This window comes from uncultured Ramlibacter sp. (genome assembly GCF_936925435.1).
Lineage (GTDB): Bacteria > Pseudomonadota > Gammaproteobacteria > Burkholderiales > Burkholderiaceae_C > Ramlibacter.
Map to the genome: position 1 here is coordinate 1 of NZ_CAKZHQ010000038.1, position 18,259 is coordinate 18,259.

Consider the following 18,259-nt stretch of genomic DNA (forward strand, 5'->3'; position numbering starts at 1 on the left):
TCGCCAACCGCAGCCACCGGGAATCTTCAGAATGACGACAACAAGCGACAACATGATCGAGATCTACACCGATGGCGCCTGCAAGGGCAATCCCGGCCCGGGCGGCTGGGGCGTGCTGCTCAAGTCCGGCGGAACCGAAAAAGAACTGTTCGGCGGCGAACTGGGCACCACCAACAACCGCATGGAGATGATGGCCGTGATCCAGGCCCTGCAGGCCCTCAAGCGCCCCTGCGAGGTCACCCTGTACCTGGACAGCCAGTACGTGCTCAAGGGCATCACCGAGTGGCTGCCCGGCTGGAAGGCCAAGGGCTGGCGCACCGCTTCCAAGCAACCGGTCAAGAACGTGGAACTCTGGCAGCAGCTCGATGCTCTTGTCTCCAAGGGGGGGCACAAGATCGACTGGCGCTGGGTGCGCGGCCACAACGGCGACCCGGGCAACGAGCGGGCCGACATGCTGGCCAACCGCGGGGTGGACATGGCACTGGGCCGGGCCTGAGGCGAGCGCAATGTAAAGCGCTGGTGAAGACGGCACGGGAGTTGCGTGTTTGCCACCCGGCGCAGTCCGTTTTCTTAGGCATTTCAGGGGTCGGCCTGCTACATTGGCAGGTTAGTTGCATGTTGTAACCGGCGGGCAGAAGTACTTTTCGACGGACTCTCTTTTCATGGCATCCAAACCCCTTTACATCGTGGTGGCCGCGGTCGGCATCGTGGCCGCTTCCGGCGCTGCCTGGTGGTTCCAGAACAAATCCGGCGGCGCCAAGGCCGGCGCCAGCAGCGAGGCCAGCGCCCCGCAAGCGGCCGCCAGCGGCCCCGGCGGCGGCAGGGCCCCGGCGGTGGAGGTGGCCCGGGTCGAGACCATGAAGCTCACCGATGACGTCCAGGCCGTGGGCAGCCTGCGTTCGCGCCAGGGCGTGATGCTGCGGCCCGAGATCAGCGGCCGCGTCACCAAGCTCAATTTCCGCGACGGCGACCGGGTGCGCAAGGGCCAACTGCTGGTGCAGCTGGACGACCAGTTGCCCCAGGCCCAGGTCCAGCAGGCCCAGGCCGAACTGTCCATCGCCCAGGCCAACCACAAGCGCAACCAGGAACTGGTGGCGCAGAACTTCATCAGCCAGCGCTCGGTCGACGAGAGCGCGGCCAACCTGCTGGTGGCCCAGGCCAAGCTGTCGCTGGCCCAGGCGAGCGCCGCGCGCCTGCGCATCCTGGCGCCTTTTGACGGCATCGCCGGCATCCGCACGGTCAACGTCGGCGACTACCTCAAGGATGGCGCCGACATCGTCAACATCGAGGACATCGACGCCCTCTTTGTCGACTTCCGCCTGCCCGAACGCTTCCAGTCCAAGCTGCAGCGCGGCCAGCGCGCGCTGATCGACATCGACGCGCTGCCCGGCCGCAAGTTCAACGCCGTGGTGCAGGCGGTCGACCCGCTGGTCGACGCCAACGGCCGCTCGGTCGGCGTGCGCGGCTGCATCGACAACCGCAGCCTGGCCCTGCGCCCCGGCATGTTTGCCCGCGTCACCACGGTCTTTGGCGAGCGCAATGAGGCGCGTGTCGTGCCCGAGGAGGCCATCGTGCCCCAGGGCAACCGCCAGTCGGTGATCAAGCTGGTCGACGGGCCCGACGGCGACACCAAGATCGCCCAGCGCGTCGAGGTCAAGGTTGGCATCCGCCGACCCGGTCAGGTGGAGATCACCGAGGGGCTGCAGCCCGGCGACATGGTCGTCACGGCCGGCCAGCAGCGGGTGCAAAAAGACGGCATGCCGGTGCGCGTGATCGAGCTGGCCAAGGCGCCGGCCGGCGGCCCCCGGCCGGCCGGCGCACGTCCCGCAGCAGCAGCGGCCGCCGCCCCGCAGGCCGCTGCCTCGGCGCCTGCAGGCGCCAATCCCTGCGCGATGACGGCATCGGCCGAAGCCCGGCCCGCCAAGTCCTGATCCCGCGGAGAGCTCGCAATGCAACTGGCCGAAATCTCGATCCGCCGCCCGGTCTTCGCCACCGTGCTGTCCCTGCTGATCCTGCTGGTGGGGGCGGTGAGCTTCAACCGCCTGACGGTGCGCGAATACCCCAAGATCGACGAGCCGGTGGTCACGGTGAGCGTCAAGTACCCCGGCGCCTCGGCCGAGGTGATCGAGACCCAGATCTCCAAGCCGCTGGAAGACTCCATCGCCGGCATCGACGGGGTGGACGTCATCACCTCGATCAGCCGGGCCGACCAGAGCCAGATCTCGGTGCGCTTCCGCCTGGAGAAAGACGCCGACGCCGCGGCCGCCGAGGTGCGCGACCGCACCTCGCGCGTGCGCAACCGCCTGCCCCAGGCGATCGAGGAGCCGGTGATCGCCAAGGTCGAGGCCGATGCCTTCCCGGTGATCTTTCTGGCCTTTTCCAGCGACACGCTGACGCCGCTGCAGATCAACGACCTGGTCAACCGCGTCGTCAAGCCGCGCCTGCAGACCGTCACGGGCGTGGCCGACGTGCGCATCTACGGCGAGCGCAAGTACGCCATGCGCGTGTGGCTGGATGCCGAGAAGCTGGCCGGTTACCGGCTGACGCCCCAGGACGTGGAAGACGCCATCCGCCGCAGCAACCTGGAGCTGCCCGGCGGGCGCATCGAGTCGCGCCAGCGCGAGTTCAGCGTCACCTCGCAGACCGACCTGGTGCGGCCGGCCCAGTTCGGCGACATCACCATCAAGACCGCCAACGGCTTCCCGATCAAGATCCGCGATGTGGCGCGGGTGCAGGAAGCCGCAGCCGACGAGCGCAGCGCGGTGCGCCTCAATGGCCGCGACGCCATCTCCGCCGGCGTGATCCGCCAGGCCACCGCCAACCCGCTGGACCTGTCGACGGGCGTGCGTGAGATGCTGCCCAAGCTCAAGCAGGACCTCCCGGCCGACGTGGTGATCGACATCGCCAACGACAACTCGGTGTTCATCGACCGCTCGATCAAGAACGTCTACCGCACCATCGTCGAGGCGGTGGTCCTGGTGGCACTGGTGATCTTCGTCTTCCTGCGCACCTTCCGCGCCTCCATCATCCCCATCATCACCATCCCGGTCAGCCTGATCGGCACCTTCGCCCTGATGGCGATGGCGGGCTTTTCCATCAACACCCTGACCCTGCTGGCCCTGGTGCTGGCCATCGGCCTGGTGGTGGACGACGCCATCGTGATGCTGGAGAACATCTTCCGCCACATCGAGGAGGGGCTGGACCCGTTCTCCGCGGCCATCAAGGGCGCGCGCGAAATCGGCTTTGCGGTCATCACCATGACCATGACCCTGGTGGCGGTGTACGCGCCGCTGGCCTTCACACCGGGGCGCACCGGCCGCCTGTTCATCGAGTTCGCTCTGGCGCTGGCCGGCGCGGTGGTGGTCTCGGGCTTTGTCGCGCTGACGCTCACGCCCATGCTGTGCGCGCTGCTGCTGCGCCACAACCCCAAGCCCAATCGCTTTGACCGGGGGATGGAAAGCATTCTGAACAAGGTCTCGGACAGCTACGGCAGTTTGCTGCGCTGGATCGTGACCACCGGCTACAAGCGCGCGCCGGGCGAGCGCGGCATCGGTGCGCGCGTGCGCAGCTTCTTCGTCCAGGCCCGCTGGATCGTTCTGGGCACGATGCTGGCCAGCGCCCTGGGCATCTTCGTGGTCTATCCGAGCATGCGCGCGGAGCTCTCGCCGATGGAAGACCGCGGCGTCATCTCGGCCACCATCACGGCGCCGGACGGCGCCACGCTGGAGTACACCAATCGCTACGCCACGGCGCTGGAGAAGCTGGGCACGCAGTACAAGGAGTTCGACCGCATCTTCGGCAATGTCGGCAATCCCTCGGTGTCGCAGGCCAACGTGACCTACCGCACGGTCGACTGGGAAGACCGCAAGCGCAGCACCATCGACCTGGCGCGCGAGCTGGGCTCCAAGTTCGGCGCGTTGCCGGGCGTCACTGCCATCCCGATCACACCGCCCTCGCTGGGCCAGGGCTTCCGCGACCGGCCGGTCAACTTCGTGATCCAGACCTCGGACAGCTACCAGAACCTCAACCAGGTGGTGCGCCAGATGATGGACGAGATCGCCAAGCAGCCCGGCATCCTGCAGCCCGACGTCGACCTGCGGCTGAACAAACCCGAGCTGCGCATCGACATCGACCGCGCGCGCGCCGCCGATCTGGGCGTGGGCGTGGACGTGGTGGCCCGCGCCATCGAGACCATGCTGGGCGGGCGCAACGTGACACGCTACAAGCGCGACGCCGAGCAGTACGACGTGATCGTCCAGGTGCAGTCCTCGGGCCGCACCACGCCGGAGGACATCGACAGCATCTATGTGCGCGGCCGCAACGACACGGTGATCCCGCTGTCGACCCTGGTCAAGGTGCGCGAGAGCGTCAGCCCGCGCGAGCTCAACCACTTCGGCCAGCGCCGCTCGGTCACCATCTCGGCCAACCTGGCGCCCGAGTATTCGCTGGGCGAGGCGCTGACCTACCTCAACGGCGCGGCCTCGCGCGTCCTCAAGCCCGGCTACAGCACCGACCTCAACGGCACCTCGCGCGAGTTCCGCAACTCGCAGGGCGCGCTGGCCGTGGTCTTCGTGCTGGCCCTGGTGTTCATCCTGCTGGTGCTGGCGGCGCAGTTCGAGAGCTTCGTCGACCCGCTGGTCATCATGCTGGCCGTGCCGCTGTCCATGATCGGCGCGCTGCTGGCCCTGAAGTGGTCCGGCGGCTCGCTCAACGTGTACTCGCAGATCGGCCTGATCACCCTGGTGGGCCTGATCACCAAGCACGGCATCCTGATCGTGGAGTTCACCAACCAGTTGCGCGAGCAGGGCATGGAGATGGTCGATGCCCTGGTCAAGGCTTCGTCGCAGCGGCTGCGCCCCATCCTGATGACCACCGGTGCCATGGTGCTGGGCGCACTGCCCCTGGCCCTGGCCACCGGCGCCGGCGCCGAGAGCCGCCAGCAGATCGGCTGGGTCATCGTCGGCGGCATGTCGCTGGGCACGCTGCTGACCATCTTCGTCGTCCCCACCATGTACTCGCTGTTCGCTCGCCACAAGGTGCCGGGCGCCAACAAGGCGCAAGCGAAAGAGACGGCCCTGGGGCACCACGACGAGCTGGTGGCCAAGTAAAGGCTTGCGGGGCCATCTTGAGAAGAAAATCGGCCGCCAGACCCCGCCAGATTTGCTGCAAGCGCTATGAAATCGAGAGCGCTGACTGCGCTTGCGCATGCTGAAGCGCCTGCACCACGCCGCCATCATCTGCTCCGACTACGCGGTGTCGAAGCGCTTTTACACGCAGGTCCTGGGCTTGCGCGTCGTGGCGGAAAATTTCCGCTCCGACCGCAACTCCCACAAGCTGGACCTGGCCCTGCCCGATGGCACGCAGATCGAGCTGTTTTCCTTTCCCGGCGCGCCGCCTCGTCCGTCCTACCCCGAAGCGCGCGGCCTGCGCCATCTGGCTTTCGAGGTGGACGATGTCGCGCAGTGCAAGCAGCGCCTCGAATCCATGGGCATTGCGGTCGAAGCAGTCCGCACCGACGAGTACACGCAGCGGCGCTTCGTCTTCTTCGCCGACCCCGACGGCCTGCCGCTGGAACTCTACCAAGCATCGCCATGAAGATCGAACTGGACGACCTGTCGCGCGCGCAGATCCACGCTCTGCTCGAGGAGCACCTGCGCGACATGCGCGCGCAGTCGCCGCCAGAGAGCGTCCACGCCCTGGACCTGGACAGACTGCGCCGGCCTGAGATCAGTTTCTGGTCGGCCTGGGAGGGCCCGCTGCTGCTGGGCTGCGGCGCGCTCAAGGAACTGGACGCGTCGCATGGCGAGGTCAAGTCCATGCGCACGCCGGCGGCGCTGCGCGGTCGCGGCGCCGGGCGCGCCATGCTGGCCCACATCATCGCCACCGCGCGGGCACGGGGCTACCAGCGCCTCAGCCTGGAGACCGGCGCACAGCCGGCCTTCCAGCCCGCGCAGCAGCTGTATGCCAGCGTCGGCTTCACGGTCTGCGGGCCGTTTGGTGACTATGCGCCGGACCCCAACAGCGTCTTCATGACGCTACGGCTGTAGCCGGCTTGCACCTGTCGCTGCATTGACAGCCAGGCTGCGCGCCTGAACCTACATTGGCGCATCTCCTCTCCACAGGGATTCGCCATGCCCAGCCCGGACGACACGCTCGCGCAGATCCGCGCCATCAACCGCAGCGCCGCCTTCAACAGCTGGTGCGCCATCGTGGTCGACAGCGCCGACGCCGGCCAGGCGCAGATCAGCATGGCCTGGCGCGCCGACATGGGCCAGTACGCGGGCTTCCTGCATGCCGGCCTGGTGGGCGCGCTGATCGACACGGCCTGCGGCTTTGCGGCGGCCACGCTGTCGGGCCGGGTGCTGGCCTCGCACTACGCGGTCAACTGCCTGCGCCCGGCGGTGGGCGAGCGCTTCATCGCCCGCGCCCGCGTGGTCAAGCCGGGCAAGACCCAGGTCTTCACCGCCTGTGAGCTGTTTGCCGTGACGGCGGGCGAAGAAAAACTGGTGGCGACGGGCGAGACGCTGCTGGTGCCCGTGGCAGCCTAGCCGCGGGCGGCCAGCGTGGCGGAGGGCGTTTCGCCGAAGCGGCGCTGGTAGTCCTGCGCAAACCGGCCCAGGTGGCCAAAGCCGCAGTCCAGCGCCACCGTCGAGACCCGCGTGCCCTCGTCCGCAGCCTGCAACTGCTCGCGGGCGCGCTGCAGGCGCACATCGCGCAGCTGCTGCATGGGGCTGCGGTCGCGAAAACGCTGGAAGGCATCGAGCAGGGTGCGCACGGGCACGCCGGCCGCGTCGGCGATGTCGGCCAGCCGCACCGGCTCGCCGGCATGCTCCTCGATGTAGACCTCGGCGCGGCGCACGCAGCCTGCCGCAGGCGCCCGGAATTCCGTGTGGTCGCGCCGCCCCGAGGCGGGCGCGTCGCTCCAGGCCTGGCCATCGAGCAGCAACTGCACCAGCAGCCGCTCCAGCTCGGCGGCGATCAAGGGGCGCCGCTGCGCCGTCAGCAGCAAGGTGTCGGAGGTGCTGAGCAGCCGCAGCTGCTCGAACCAGGCCTGCAGTTCGGGGCGGCCCAGGTCCAGCAGGGGGTCGAAGGCGATGGCGCGGCCGCAATGCGCCTCGACGGCGCGCCGGTCCAGCCGCACGACGAATTGCTCGCAGTCGGCCGACAGGTCGGCCACGAAGGTCTGGCCCGGCGCGCAGATCACGCCCTTGCTGGCGCTGGTCTGGACCTGGCGGTCGCCGGTGCGCACCTCGGCGCGGCCCCGCAGGCAGAACATCAGCAGGTGGTAATCCTGCACCGTGCCGACGTCGACCTGCACCGCCTCGCCGAAGCCTATCGTGCCCAGGCCCAGAGCCCCGATGCGCGTGAAGTCCATGTGCGAATGGGGCCGCAGCGCCGGACTCGCCAGCGGGCGCAACTGGTGCGGCTGCATGACGCGCGAGATGCGCTCGCGGGCGTCGTCCAGGTCGTGGGACTCGAACAGCCTGTGCGCGCGCAGGGCAGTGGGATCGAAGGTGCTGGCGGTGGACATCGGCCGGGATGCAGGCAAGAACCAAGCCGCTGGCGTCGGGAAAGCTGACAAAAAGCCTGCGACATCCGGATAGCCGGCGCCGTTGCCTGCGTTGCGTGGATAGCGGCGCGGGGGAGGGCGCCAAACAATGGCTGCAACCCCCCTGCGTAGCTGGAAAGGACCCCAATGGACCAGGCAGTCATCGACACGAGCGCACTCAAGCGAGACACGGACGGCACGCCCGCCGCTCGCGTGGTGCATTTCCCGCACTCCGACGGTTCACGCGTTCCGTACGAGGTATTTAGTTCGCGCGAAGTCTACGAGCGCGAACAGGAGCGCATCTTCCGCGGCCCGGTCTGGAGCTTCGTGGCCCTGGAGGCTGAAATCCCCCAGCCGGGTGACTACAAGAGCACCTTCGTCGGCGACACGCCGGTGGTGGTCACGCGCACGGAAGACGGCGGCCTGGCCGCCTGGGTGAACCGCTGCGCCCACCGCGGCGCCGTGGTCTGCCGCAATGCGCGCGGCAACGCCAAGAGCCATACCTGCGTCTACCACCAGTGGAGCTTCGACACGCGCGGCAACCTGCAGGGCGTGCCCTTCCGCCGCGGCCAGAACGGGGCGCCCGGCATGCCGGCGGACTTCCAGCTCAAGGACCACGGCCTGCGCCAGCTGCGCGCCGACAGCTACAAGGGCCTGGTGTTCGCCACCTTCAGCGAGGACAGCCCGCCGCTGGAGGAGTACATCGGCGAGCAGATGCGGCCCTGGGTCGACCGCGTGATGTGCAAGCCCATCGTCTACCTGGGCTGCACCCGCCAGTACGCCAAGTCCAACTGGAAGCTGTACTACGAGAACGTCAAGGACCCGTACCACGCCAGCCTGCTGCACCTGTTCCACACCACCTTCAACATCTTCCGCGTCGGCATGAAGGCGCGCTCGCTGCCCGACGCCAGGCACGGCCTGCACAGCATCATCACCGCCACCAAGGTGGATGAGTCGGACACCGCCAGCGCCTACAAGAGCCAGGCCATCCGCTCGATGGACGACGGCTTCAAGCTGGAAGACGACTCGGTGCTGGCCTTCGTGTCGGAATACGAGGAAGACTGCACCAACCACATCCAGACCATCTTCCCGCAGCTGGTGCTGCAACAGATCCACAACACCCTGGTGGCGCGCCAGGTGCTGCCCAAGGCGCCGGGGGAGTTTGAGCTGGTGTTCCACTTCTTCGGCTACGCCGACGACACGCCGGAGATGCGGGCGCTTCGCATCAAGCAGGCCAACCTGGTGGGACCGGCGGGCTACATCTCGATGGAAGACACGGAGGCCACCGAGCTGGTGCAGCGCGGCACGGTGCGCGACCGCGATGCCACCTCGGTCATGGACCTGGGACTGGCCGACCCCAACCGCCAGGACACGATGGTGACGGAGAACCTGATCCGCCGCTTCTGGTCCGGCTACCAGCGCCTGATGGGCTATTGAGGAACGTGCCATGAATGCCTTCACCGAAGAAAAAGCCGTGCCCGCCTCACTCGCTTCCATGCTGCTGTGGTTCGAGATCCAGCAGCTGCAGGAGCGCTACAGCGCCGCGCTGGACAACGACCGCCTGGAAGAATGGGCCAGCCTGTTCACGCATGACTGCAACTACGAGATCGTGCCGCGCGAGAACGCCGACCTGGGCCTGCCCATCGGCCTGATCCATTGCGACAACCAGCGCATGCTGCGCGACCGCGTGCTCTCGCTGCGCCATGCCAACATCTACGAAACCCACTCCTGCCGCCACCTGACCTCGGGCCTGCAGATCACCGCGGTGGACGACGACACGGTGGAGGCGGCCTCCAGCTATGTGGTGGTGCAGACCCGCACCGACGGCGCTTCTTTCGTGTACCAGGCCGGCCGCTACCACGACCGCATCGTGCGCACGCCGGAAGGCTGGCGCTACAAGTCGCGCCGCGCCATCTACGACACCTCGCGCGTGATGACGCTGCTGGCCACCCCGATCTGAGCGCCATTCCCATGACACAAGCAGAAGTCCCCGTGGCCCTGGCGGCCTGGCACGACGTCGGAGAGCCCGACGACTTCCAGGACGGCGCGGCCTGGCCGGTGGTGGTCGAGGGCGTGGCGATCGCCATGTTCCGTGACGGCAGCCTGCTGCACGCGCTGCACGACCTGTGCACCCACGGCGCCGCCCGGCTGTCCGACGGCTATATCGAGAACGGCTGCGTCGAGTGCCCGCTGCACCAGGGCCTGTTCAAGCTGGCCACCGGCGAAGCCTGCGGCGGCCCCGTCACCGAGGGCGTGCGGACCTACCCGGTGCGTGTGCACGAGGGCCGCGTCCAGGTCGCCGTGCCGGCCCATCCCTGACATCAACGTTTCAACCCCTGTCTGGAGTTCCCCATGAAGCTCGTGAAAACCACCCGCCACCTCGCCACCGGCCTGGCCCTCGCCCTGGGGGCCGCCCTGGCCACCGGCGTGCAGGCTGCGGACCCCATCAAGGTGGGCCTGGCCCTGGACATCTCCGGCCCCTTCGCCTCCGGCGGCGCCGAGGCGCGTGACGCCATCAACCTGGCGGTCAAGCTGCTGGACGGCAAGCTCGGCGGCCTGCCGGCCGAGTTCCTGCAGGTCGACACCGCCGGCAGCCCGGACCAGGCCAAGCAGGTGGTGGACCGCTTCATCCAGCAAAACAAGATCGACTTCTTCACCGGCCCCACGCCGTCCAACGTGGCGCTGGCCGTGGGTCCGGCGCTGTTCGCCGCCAAGGTGCCCTACATCAGCGGCAACCCCGGCCCCAGCCAGTACGCCGGCGCCCAGTGCAACCCCTACTTCTTCGGCCTGTCCTACCAGAACGACACCTGGGACGAGGCCGCCGGCCAGTACGCCAGCGACAAGGGCTTCAAGAGCGCTTTCATCATCGCCCCCAACTACCCGGCCGGCCGCGACCACCTGACCGGCTTCAAGCGCCGCTTCAAGGGCACGATCGCCGCCGAGGTCTATGGCAAGGTAGGTCAGCTGGACTACGCGGCCGAGCTGGCCCAGATCCGCGCGGCCAAGCCCGAAGCGGTCTTCTTCTTCCTGCCCGGCGGCATGGGCATCAACTTCATCAAGCAGTTCGTCGCCGCCGGCCTGTCCAAGGACGTCACCCTGGTGACCGGACCGGCTTCGGCCGACGAGGACACCATCGCCGCCGTCGGCGAACCCATGCTCGGCCTGTTCAGCACCTCGCCGTGGTCGCATGACCTGACGAATCCGGCCAATGTGAAATTCGTCAGCGAGTTCCGCAAGGCCTACAACCGCTACCCGACCTTCTATGCCGCCCATGCCTACGACGCCATCATGTCCATCGATGCCGCCGTGCGCGATGTCAAGGGCAATGTGAAGGACAAGGAGGCCGTGCTCAAGGCCCTGAAGGCCGCCAACTTCCAGTCCAACCGTGGCAGCTTCAAGTACGGCAACAACCAGTTCCCGGTGCAGGACTACTACCTGCGCGTGATCGGCAAGAACGCCCAGGGCCAGATCACCAACAAGACCTTGTCGACGCCGCTCAAGGGCTACCGCGACGCCTACTTCGAGCAATGCAAGATGAAGTGAGCGTCCTGACGCCCACCGCCAGACCCCAGGTTCACATTCCCCATGACAGGCATCCTCCTCGTCGAGCAACTGCTCAACGGCATCGGCTACGGCCTCATGCTGTTCCTGCTGGCCGCCGGCCTGACCCTGGTGTTCGGCATCATGGACGTGATGAACCTGGCGCATGGCTCGCTGTTCATGGGCGGCGCCTACGTGGCGGCGCAGGTGCACACGACGTCGGGCTCCTTCGTCGGCGGCGTGCTGGCGGCCATCGCCGTCATCGTGCTGGTGGCCCTGGTGCTGGAGGCGCTGCTGGTGCGCCGGCTCTATGGCCGTGACCATCTGTCGCAGGTGCTCGCCACCTTCGGAATCATCCTGGTGGCCGATGACGTGGTCAAGATGATCTGGGGCCCGGCGCCCATCATGGCGGGCACGCCGGCGCTGCTGGCCCAGCCCATCACCATCCTGCCGGGCTTGCCGTACCCGGCCTACCGGCTGGTGATCCTGGCCAGCGGCGTGCTGGTGGCGCTGGGGCTGTACCTGCTGGTCAACCACACGCGTGTGGGCATGCTGGTGCGCGCCGGGGCCTCCAACCGCCCCATGGCCGAACTGATGGGTGTGCGCGTCGGCCGGATCTTCTCCCTGGTGTTCATGCTGGGCGCGGCACTGGCCGCGCTGGCCGGCGCGCTGATGGGGCCGATCACGGCGGTGCAGGTCGGCATGGGCGAGGAGATCCTGATCCCGGCCCTGGTGGTGCTGGTGATCGGCGGCATCGGCTCGGTGCGCGGGGCCTTCGTCGCGGCGCTGCTGGTCGGCCTGGTCGACACCCTGGGCCGGGCCTTCGTGCCGATGGCGCTGCGCACGGTTCTGCCGCCCACGCTGGTGTCGGACCTGGCGCCCGCGCTGGCCGGCCTGGCCACCTATGCGCTGATGGCCGGCGTGCTGGCCTTCAAGCCGGCCGGCCTGTTCCCGGCGAGGGGCTGAGCCATGGCAAAGCCCTTTCCCCTGCTGCGCTGGGCGCCCTGGCTGGCGCTGGCCCTGCTGGCCGCCTTTCCGCTGGTGGCGCCCCTGCTGGGCATGGATTTCTACATCGGCTTCGTGCGCCGCGCCCTGGTCTTCGCGCTGGCGGCCGCCTCACTGAATTTCATCCTGGGCTTCGGCGGCATGGTGGCCCTGGGCCATGCGGGCTTCATGGGCCTGGGCGCCTACACCCTGGTGGCCCTGGCCGATGCCGGCGTGGCCTCGGCCTGGCTGCTGTGGCCGGCGGCGCTGGCCGTCGCCGCGCTGGCGGCCCTGGCCATCGGCGCTGTGGCGCTGCGCACCCGGGGCGTCTACTTCATCATGATCACCCTGGCCTTCGCCCAGATGCTCTACTACATCTGCGTGTCGCTGCGCACCTACGGCGGCGACGACGGCTACAACCTGCAGCAGCGGCCGGCGCTCGGCCTGGGGCTGGACAGCGCCCACGGGCCGACGTTTTACTGGGTCGTGCTGGTCCTGTTCGCGCTGGTGATGGCCTTGTTCAACCGCGCGACCCAGGCGCGTTTCGGCCAGGCCTTGCAAGGCATCCGCGACAACGAGACGCGCATGCACGCCATGGGCTACCCCGTACTGCGCGTCCAACTGGTGGCTTTCGCCATCGCCGCCGGCGTCGCCGGACTGGCCGGCGCGCTGCTGGTCTCGCACAACAGCTTCGTCAGTCCCGGCGTGATGCACTGGACCCAGTCGGCCACGCTGATCGTGATGGTGGTGATCGGCGGTGTCGGCCGGCGCTGGGGCGGCCCGGTCGGCGCGGCGGTGTGGATCCTGCTGGAGGAGGTCGTCAAGCAGCACACCGACTACTGGCACCTGCCGCTGGGCCTGCTGTTGATCGCCATCGTCTTCCTGGCGCCGCGCGGCATTGCCGCGGTGTTCGACCGCCGGGCGGAGGCCGCGCGATGAGCCTGTTCAGCGTGCAAGGCCTGTGCAAGAACTTCGGTGCCCTCAAGGCCACCGACAACGTCGGCCTGGCGGTGGACGCCGGCCAGATCCATGCGCTCATCGGCCCCAACGGCGCCGGCAAGTCGACCCTGGTCAACCTGATCTCCGGCCTGCTGCCGGCCGACGCCGGCTCCATCGTCCTCGCCGGCACCGACCTGACGCCGCTGGGCATGCACCAGCGCGTGCGCGCCGGGCTGTCGCGCTGTTTCCAGATCACCAGCATCTTCCGTGGCGCCAGCGTGCGGGCCAACCTGCTGCTGGCGGCGCAGGCCCACGCCGGCAGCTCCATGCGCTTCCTGCGCCCGCGCGACGCCGAGGCTGCGCTGCAGGAGGCCGCCGCGGCCCTGGCGCAGCGTGTCGGTCTGGCGCACGAGATGGACCGCATCGCCGGCACGCTGCCGCACGGTGCGCAGCGCAAGCTCGATGTCGCGCTGGCCCTGGCCTCGCGGCCCCAGCTGCTGCTGCTGGACGAGCCCATGGCCGGCATGGGCCCGGAAGATTCCGAGCGCATGACCGAGTTGATCCAGGTGCTCAAGGACGACATGGCCATCCTGCTGATCGAGCACGACATGAAAGCGGTGTTCGCGCTGGCCGACCACATCACGGTGCTGGTGTACGGCAAGGTCCTGGTCAGCGGCGATGCCGAGGCGATCCGCGGCAACGCCCAGGTGCAGGCGGTCTACCTGGGCACGGAGGAGGTCGCATGAGCACGCCCGCACCTTTGCTCGAATGCCGGGGCCTGGAAGCCGGTTACGGCGCCAGCCAGGTGCTGTTTGGCATCGACCTGGCCATCCGGTCCGGCGAGGTCGTGACCTTGCTGGGCCGCAATGGCATGGGCAAGAGCACGACCATCAAGACCATTGTGGGCGCGCTCGCGCTGCGCGGCGGCGAGATCCGTTTCGGCGGCACGGCGCTGGGCGGCTGGCGGCCCGACGCCATCGCCCGCCTGGGCGTGGCCATCGTTCCCGAGGGGCGCCAGTGCTTTCCCAACCTCACGGTGCAGGAGCACCTGGTGGCTTTTGCCGACAACCGCAACGGCCAGCGCGACGCCTGGACGCTGGAGCGGCTGTATGCCTTGTTCCCGCGGCTGCGCGAGCGCGCCCGCAACATGGGCAACCAGCTGTCGGGCGGCGAGCAGCAGATGCTGGCCATCGCCCGCGCGCTGTCGACCAATCCGCGCCTGCTGATCCTGGATGAGGCCACCGAGGGCCTGGCACCTGTCATCCGCGAAGAGATCTGGCGCTGCCTGCGCCAGCTCAAACAGGCGGGCCAGACCACGCTGGTGGTGGACAAGTACATCGACCGCCTGATGGGCCTGGCCGATCGCCATGTGGTGCTCGAGCGCGGCCGGGTGGTCTGGAGCGGCAGTTCGCAGGAGCTGGCGGCCGACCGCTCGGTCTGGCAGGACCACCTGGGCGTGTGAACGCAGGCTGTGGCTAGATCGCGCCGTCGAACATCTGCACCTGGACCTCGTCGCCCACGGCCATATTGCCCTGGTCGTGGGCCAGCACGATCAGGCCGTTGGCCTGGACCATGGACGAGAGCACGCCCGAGCCCTGGTTGCCGGTGATGCGCACCTGCAGGCTGCCGTCGGCGGCCGTGCTGACGATGCCGCGCTGGTACTCGGTGCGGCCGGGCTTCTTGCGCATGGCTTCCTGGCTGCGTGCGCGCAGCAGCGGTGGCGCCTGCTCGCTGCCGCCCATCATGCGCAGCAGGGCAGGGCGCACGAAGGCCAGGAAGGTGACCATCACGGCCACCGGATTGCCGGGTAGGCCGAAAAGAACAGACTTGCCGATCCTGCCCACCGCCATCGGCCGGCCCGGCCGCATGGCGATCTTCCAGAAGGCCACATCGCCCAGCTTTTGCATCATGGCCTTGGTGTAGTCGGCCTCGCCCACGCTGACGCCGCCGCTGGTGATGATGGCGTCGGCGCTGGCCGCTGCTTCGCGGAAGGCCGCTTCCAGCAGGGCCGGTTCGTCGCGCACCACGCCCATGTCGATGACCTCGCAGCCCAGGCGCGTCAGCAGGCCATGCACGGTGTAGCGGTTGCTGTCGTAGACGGCACCTTCGCGCGGCGCTTCGCCCAGGCTGAGGATCTCGTCGCCGGTGGAGAAGTAGGCCACCTTCAGGCGCCGCGCGACGTTCACCGTTTCCAGGCCCAAACTGGCCGCCAGCCCGCATGCGGCGGGCGTGAGACGCTCTCCTTTTCGTAGCGCTGGCAGGCCTTGCTGCAGGTCTTCGCCCTTGTGGCGGCGGTTGTCGCCGGGCTGCAGCAGCCCGGCCGGGATGGCGATGCGGCCTTCACCGGCGGCCTGGGTGAACTCCTGCGGCACCACCGTGTCCAGGCCGGCCGGCATGATGGCGCCGGTCATGATCTTGACGCACTGGCCGGGGCCCACGCTGCCCTGCCAGGCCTTGCCCGCCAGGGCCGTGCCCACCACCTGCAGCTCCAGCGCCGTGCCGGCGGCCAGCTGGGCGCCGTCGAAGGCGTAGCCGTCCATGGCGGAGTTGTCGTGCGGCGGCACGCTGATGGGCGAGATGACGTCCTGCGCCAGCACGCGGCCCAGTGCGCCGAAGATAGCGACGTCCTCGCTGCCTTGCACAGGCGCCACCAACTGGTCCAGGAAGGCGTTGGCCTGGTCGGCGCGCAGGGCCTGCGGGTCATAGCCCTGCAGCCGGGCGGCGATATCGGCAATCCTGTTCACGGCTGTTCGAGCTGGTGCAGCTCGGCCAGGGTGTTGGCGTTGAAGAAGGCCCGGGCCTGGTCACCCGGCGCGTCGAAGGGCACGAGCACCGTCTTGTGCTGGGCGGTCCAGGCGTCGATCTTGCGGCCACCGCCGTGGGTGAACTTCACCAGGCTGTCCAGCAGGTCCACGCGCAGCAGGCTGAACACCGGCTGCGCGCGCAGCTGGCCGTCTTCCTCGCGCGCCGCCGCCATGGCGATGTCGGCGTCCTGCGCTTCCAGTGCAGCGCCCAGGCGGGCCACCAGGTCCTGCGGGAACAGCGGCGTGTCGCAGGGCACGGTCACCAGCCAGGGCGTCTCGCAGCGCTCCAGCCCGGTGAGAAAGCCCGCCAGCGGGCCGGCGTAGTCGGCCAGCACGTCGGGCCAGACCGGCGAACCGAAAGCCTCGTAGGCCGACAGGTTGCGGTTGGCGTTGACCATCAGCTCGCCCACCTGCGGGCCCAGCCGCAGCAAGGTGTGCAAGGCCAGCGGCATGCCGTGGAAATTCTGCAGCCCCTTGTCGACCCCGCCCATGCGCGAGCCGCGCCCGCCGGCCAGCACCAGGCCCGTGACTTCGTTCTTGTCCAACTAGCCTCCGATGTAGCTCATTTCAACGCGCCGGGCGCCGCTGCCGCTGTCGGCGGGGAGCGAGGCGCGCAGTTGCGAATACTGGTCCTTGCGGCCCTGCCAGATGTGGCCAATCGCCGAAGCGATGTCGGCATCGCTGGCGCCTGCGCGCAGCAAGGCCTTCAGGTCATGGCCCTGGCTGGCGAACAGGCACAGGTAGAGCTGGCCCTCGGTCGACAGCCGGGCGCGGTTGCAGTCGCCGCAGAAGGCCTGGGTCACGCTGCTGATGACACCGATCTCGCCCGAGCCATCCTTGTACCCCCAGCGTTCGGCGGTTTCGCCGGGCGCGGAAGGATCGAGTTGCACCAGCGGCAGTTGCGCGTGGATGCGTTGGACCACCTCGGCCGAGGGCAGGACCTCGTCCATGCGCCAGCCGTTGGTGGCGCCCACGTCCATGTACTCGATGAAGCGCAGCACCGTCCCCGTGCCCTGGAAGTGGCGGGCCATCGGCAGGATCTCGTGCTCGTTGGTGCCGCGCTTGACCACCATGTTGACCTTGATCGGGCCCAGGCCGGCCGCGCGCGCGGCGTCGATGCCCTTGAGCACCTCGGCCACCGGGAAGTCGACGTCGTTCATCTGGCGAAAGACCGCGTCGTCCAGGCCGTCCAGGCTCACCGTCACGCGCTGCAGCCCGGCGGCCTTGAGCGCCTGGGCCTTGCGTGCCAGCAGCGAGCCGTTGGTGGTCAGGGTGATGTCCAGCGGCTCGCCGTCCACCGTGCGCAGGGCGGCCAGCTGTTCGATCAGCACCTCGATGTTCTTGCGCAGCAGGGGCTCGCCGCCGGTCAGGCGGATCTTGCGCACGCCATGCGCCACGAACTGCCGCGCCAGCCGGGTGATCTCCTCGAAGCTGAGCAGGTCCGCATGCGGCAGGTAGGGGTAGTCCTTGTCGAACACCTCCTTGGGCATGCAGTAGCTGCAGCGGAAGTTGCAGCGGTCGGTGACGCTGATGCGCAGGTCGCGCAGCGGCCGGCCCAGCTGGTCGCCCAACAGCCCGCTGGCGGGAATGGGCTGGGCGGGAACGCCAGCGGCCAGCGTGCTGGCACGCCGGTCGACGATGGGGATGATGCGTTCGGCCATGTGCCGATTCTCAGGCTTCAGACGCAGCGCGCGCCGTCGACCTCGATGCAAACCCCTGAAATGAAAGCGGCTTCGTCGCTGGCCAGGTAGAGGGCGGCATTGCCCACGTCCAGCGCGGTGGAGAAGCGCCCCAGTGGGATGGTGGCCAGGAACTTGGCGCGGCGCGCGTCGTCCACCGGGCCGCCGGCGAATTCCGCTGCCAGGCCGGTGTCGGGGTTGAACACCGGGTTGATGCAGTTGACGCGGATGTTGTCGGGGCCGAACTCGGCGGCCAGCGACTTGCTGGTGGTGATGACAGCGCCCTTGGAGCCGTTGTACCAGGCCAGGCCGGGGCGTGGCCGCACGCCGGCGGTCGAGGCGATGTTGATGAAGCTGCCGCCCTTGTTGGCGCGAAACGCCGGCACGGCGTGGATGGTCGACAGGTAAATGCTCTTCATGTTGACCGCGAAGCACTTGTCGAACTCTTCTTCGGACACTTCCAGCGCCGGCCGGTTGCGGTGCGTCCAGCCGGCGTTGTTGACCATGACATCGAGCTTGCCGTGGCGCTGCACGGCGGCCTCGACCAGGGCGTTGACGTCGGCCGACTTCGTGACGTCGGCGGCGAAGAACGAGGCCTTGCCGCCGGCCTGGACGATGGAGTCCACCACCTTTTCGCCGGCTGCGGGGTTGATGTCGTTGACGATGACGCTGGCGCCTTCCTGCGCCAGCCGCTTGGCGATGCCTTCGCCGATGCCGCCGCCCGAGCCGGTGACGATGATGGATTTGCCTTGAACGCGCATGTC

The 18,259-nt window shown here is 68.6% G+C and carries 19 protein-coding genes; 14 read left to right on the forward strand and 5 right to left on the reverse strand.

What is annotated here, in order from left to right:
- Positions 1-31: 31 nt before the first annotated feature.
- The 6 genes from rnhA (at position 32) to Q0632_RS15480 (ending at position 6,548) form a co-directional block, all read left to right on the forward strand.
- Positions 32-496, forward strand: coding sequence for a ribonuclease HI (rnhA, locus tag Q0632_RS15455; RefSeq protein ID WP_298931773.1), 465 nt, complete (start codon positions 32-34; stop codon positions 494-496).
- A gap of 166 nt (positions 497-662) precedes the next feature.
- Positions 663-1,931 carry an efflux RND transporter periplasmic adaptor subunit gene (locus Q0632_RS15460; protein WP_298931775.1) on the forward strand — a complete coding sequence of 423 codons (1,269 nt, stop codon included), beginning with the start codon at positions 663-665 and terminating at the stop codon, positions 1,929-1,931.
- An 18-nt stretch (positions 1,932-1,949) separates the two neighbouring features.
- Positions 1,950-5,108 carry an efflux RND transporter permease subunit gene (locus tag Q0632_RS15465; protein WP_298931777.1) on the forward strand — a complete coding sequence of 1,053 codons (3,159 nt, stop codon included), beginning with the start codon at positions 1,950-1,952 and terminating at the stop codon, positions 5,106-5,108.
- A gap of 97 nt (positions 5,109-5,205) precedes the next feature.
- Positions 5,206-5,595: a VOC family protein gene (locus Q0632_RS15470; RefSeq protein ID WP_298931779.1), complete on the forward strand. Its 390-nt coding sequence runs from the start codon at positions 5,206-5,208 to the stop codon at positions 5,593-5,595.
- Positions 5,592-6,047, forward strand: coding sequence for a GNAT family N-acetyltransferase (locus Q0632_RS15475; RefSeq protein WP_298931781.1), 456 nt, complete (start codon positions 5,592-5,594; stop codon positions 6,045-6,047). Before Q0632_RS15470 ends, Q0632_RS15475 begins: the two co-directional genes overlap by 4 nt.
- Positions 6,048-6,131: 84 nt before the next feature.
- Positions 6,132-6,548 carry a PaaI family thioesterase gene (locus Q0632_RS15480; protein ID WP_298931783.1) on the forward strand — a complete coding sequence of 139 codons (417 nt, stop codon included), beginning with the start codon at positions 6,132-6,134 and terminating at the stop codon, positions 6,546-6,548.
- Here Q0632_RS15480 and andR read toward each other — a convergent pair.
- Positions 6,545-7,531, reverse strand: coding sequence for an anthranilate 1,2-dioxygenase regulatory protein AndR (gene andR / locus Q0632_RS15485; protein ID WP_298931785.1), 987 nt, complete (start codon positions 7,529-7,531; stop codon positions 6,545-6,547). The two genes, Q0632_RS15480 and andR, sit on opposite strands and share 4 nt — an antisense overlap.
- A 165-nt stretch (positions 7,532-7,696) precedes the next feature.
- Here andR and andAc point away from each other — a divergent pair, with 165 nt between their 5' ends.
- The 8 genes from andAc to Q0632_RS15525 are packed head-to-tail and all read left to right on the forward strand — an operon-like array spanning position 7,697 to position 14,474.
- Positions 7,697-8,986 (forward strand): anthranilate 1,2-dioxygenase large subunit AndAc, encoded by a 1,290-nt coding sequence (gene andAc / locus Q0632_RS15490; RefSeq protein WP_298931787.1) that lies wholly within the window; start codon positions 7,697-7,699, stop codon positions 8,984-8,986.
- A 58-nt stretch (positions 8,987-9,044) separates the two neighbouring features.
- Positions 9,045-9,509 (forward strand): anthranilate 1,2-dioxygenase small subunit AndAd, encoded by a 465-nt coding sequence (gene andAd / locus Q0632_RS15495; RefSeq protein WP_298931897.1) that lies wholly within the window; start codon positions 9,045-9,047, stop codon positions 9,507-9,509.
- An 11-nt stretch (positions 9,510-9,520) separates the two neighbouring features.
- A complete protein-coding gene (locus Q0632_RS15500) occupies positions 9,521-9,868 on the forward strand; it encodes a non-heme iron oxygenase ferredoxin subunit (protein WP_298931789.1) in 348 nt (115 codons plus the stop codon).
- A 33-nt stretch (positions 9,869-9,901) separates the two neighbouring features.
- Positions 9,902-11,092, forward strand: a complete 1,191-nt coding sequence (locus Q0632_RS15505) for an ABC transporter substrate-binding protein (protein ID WP_298931792.1) — start codon at positions 9,902-9,904, stop codon at positions 11,090-11,092.
- 42 nt (positions 11,093-11,134) lie between these two features.
- Positions 11,135-12,055, forward strand: coding sequence for a branched-chain amino acid ABC transporter permease (locus tag Q0632_RS15510; RefSeq protein WP_298931795.1), 921 nt, complete (start codon positions 11,135-11,137; stop codon positions 12,053-12,055).
- 3 nt (positions 12,056-12,058) lie between these two features.
- Positions 12,059-13,012 carry a branched-chain amino acid ABC transporter permease gene (locus Q0632_RS15515; RefSeq protein ID WP_298931797.1) on the forward strand — a complete coding sequence of 318 codons (954 nt, stop codon included), beginning with the start codon at positions 12,059-12,061 and terminating at the stop codon, positions 13,010-13,012.
- Entirely contained in the window at positions 13,009-13,758 is a 750-nt protein-coding gene (locus Q0632_RS15520; RefSeq protein ID WP_298931799.1) for an ABC transporter ATP-binding protein, read from the forward strand. Before Q0632_RS15515 ends, Q0632_RS15520 begins: the two co-directional genes overlap by 4 nt.
- Positions 13,755-14,474: an ABC transporter ATP-binding protein gene (locus Q0632_RS15525; RefSeq protein WP_298931801.1), complete on the forward strand. Its 720-nt coding sequence runs from the start codon at positions 13,755-13,757 to the stop codon at positions 14,472-14,474. The genes Q0632_RS15520 and Q0632_RS15525 overlap by 4 nt, the downstream gene beginning before the upstream one ends.
- Positions 14,475-14,487: 13 nt before the next feature.
- Here Q0632_RS15525 and glp read toward each other — a convergent pair whose 3' ends face one another.
- From glp to Q0632_RS15545, 4 genes are read right to left on the reverse strand one after another with little or no spacing between them, the layout of a single operon-like run.
- Positions 14,488-15,756, reverse strand: a complete 1,269-nt coding sequence (gene glp / locus Q0632_RS15530) for a gephyrin-like molybdotransferase Glp (RefSeq protein WP_298931803.1) — start codon at positions 15,754-15,756, stop codon at positions 14,488-14,490.
- On the reverse strand, positions 15,753-16,361 hold the full coding sequence (mobA, locus tag Q0632_RS15535; protein ID WP_298931805.1) for a molybdenum cofactor guanylyltransferase MobA: 609 nt from the start codon (positions 16,359-16,361) through the stop codon (positions 15,753-15,755). The genes glp and mobA overlap by 4 nt, the downstream gene beginning before the upstream one ends.
- Positions 16,362-17,477 (reverse strand): GTP 3',8-cyclase MoaA, encoded by a 1,116-nt coding sequence (moaA, locus tag Q0632_RS15540; RefSeq protein ID WP_298931807.1) that lies wholly within the window; start codon positions 17,475-17,477, stop codon positions 16,362-16,364.
- A 17-nt stretch (positions 17,478-17,494) separates the two neighbouring features.
- Positions 17,495-18,256, reverse strand: a complete 762-nt coding sequence (locus tag Q0632_RS15545; protein ID WP_298931809.1) for an SDR family oxidoreductase — start codon at positions 18,254-18,256, stop codon at positions 17,495-17,497.
- Positions 18,257-18,259 lie beyond the last annotated feature (3 nt).

Coding starts and splice junctions, on each gene's coding strand:
- Q0632_RS15500 (WP_298931789.1), top strand. CDS start 9,521: ATGACACAAGCAGAAGTCCCCGTGGCCCTGGCGGCCTGGCACGACGTC.
- andAc (WP_298931787.1), top strand. CDS start 7,697: ATGGACCAGGCAGTCATCGACACGAGCGCACTCAAGCGAGACACGGAC.
- Q0632_RS15470 (WP_298931779.1), top strand. CDS start 5,206: ATGCTGAAGCGCCTGCACCACGCCGCCATCATCTGCTCCGACTACGCG.
- Q0632_RS15525 (WP_298931801.1), top strand. CDS start 13,755: ATGAGCACGCCCGCACCTTTGCTCGAATGCCGGGGCCTGGAAGCCGGT.
- Q0632_RS15520 (WP_298931799.1), top strand. CDS start 13,009: ATGAGCCTGTTCAGCGTGCAAGGCCTGTGCAAGAACTTCGGTGCCCTC.
- Q0632_RS15510 (WP_298931795.1), top strand. CDS start 11,135: ATGACAGGCATCCTCCTCGTCGAGCAACTGCTCAACGGCATCGGCTAC.
- Q0632_RS15505 (WP_298931792.1), top strand. CDS start 9,902: ATGAAGCTCGTGAAAACCACCCGCCACCTCGCCACCGGCCTGGCCCTC.
- andR (WP_298931785.1), bottom strand. CDS start 7,531: ATGTCCACCGCCAGCACCTTCGATCCCACTGCCCTGCGCGCGCACAGG.
- andAd (WP_298931897.1), top strand. CDS start 9,045: ATGCTGCTGTGGTTCGAGATCCAGCAGCTGCAGGAGCGCTACAGCGCC.
- Q0632_RS15465 (WP_298931777.1), top strand. CDS start 1,950: ATGCAACTGGCCGAAATCTCGATCCGCCGCCCGGTCTTCGCCACCGTG.
- Q0632_RS15460 (WP_298931775.1), top strand. CDS start 663: ATGGCATCCAAACCCCTTTACATCGTGGTGGCCGCGGTCGGCATCGTG.
- Q0632_RS15545 (WP_298931809.1), bottom strand. CDS start 18,256: ATGCGCGTTCAAGGCAAATCCATCATCGTCACCGGCTCGGGCGGCGGC.
- moaA (WP_298931807.1), bottom strand. CDS start 17,477: ATGGCCGAACGCATCATCCCCATCGTCGACCGGCGTGCCAGCACGCTG.
- rnhA (WP_298931773.1), top strand. CDS start 32: ATGACGACAACAAGCGACAACATGATCGAGATCTACACCGATGGCGCC.
- Q0632_RS15475 (WP_298931781.1), top strand. CDS start 5,592: ATGAAGATCGAACTGGACGACCTGTCGCGCGCGCAGATCCACGCTCTG.
- Q0632_RS15480 (WP_298931783.1), top strand. CDS start 6,132: ATGCCCAGCCCGGACGACACGCTCGCGCAGATCCGCGCCATCAACCGC.
- Q0632_RS15515 (WP_298931797.1), top strand. CDS start 12,059: ATGGCAAAGCCCTTTCCCCTGCTGCGCTGGGCGCCCTGGCTGGCGCTG.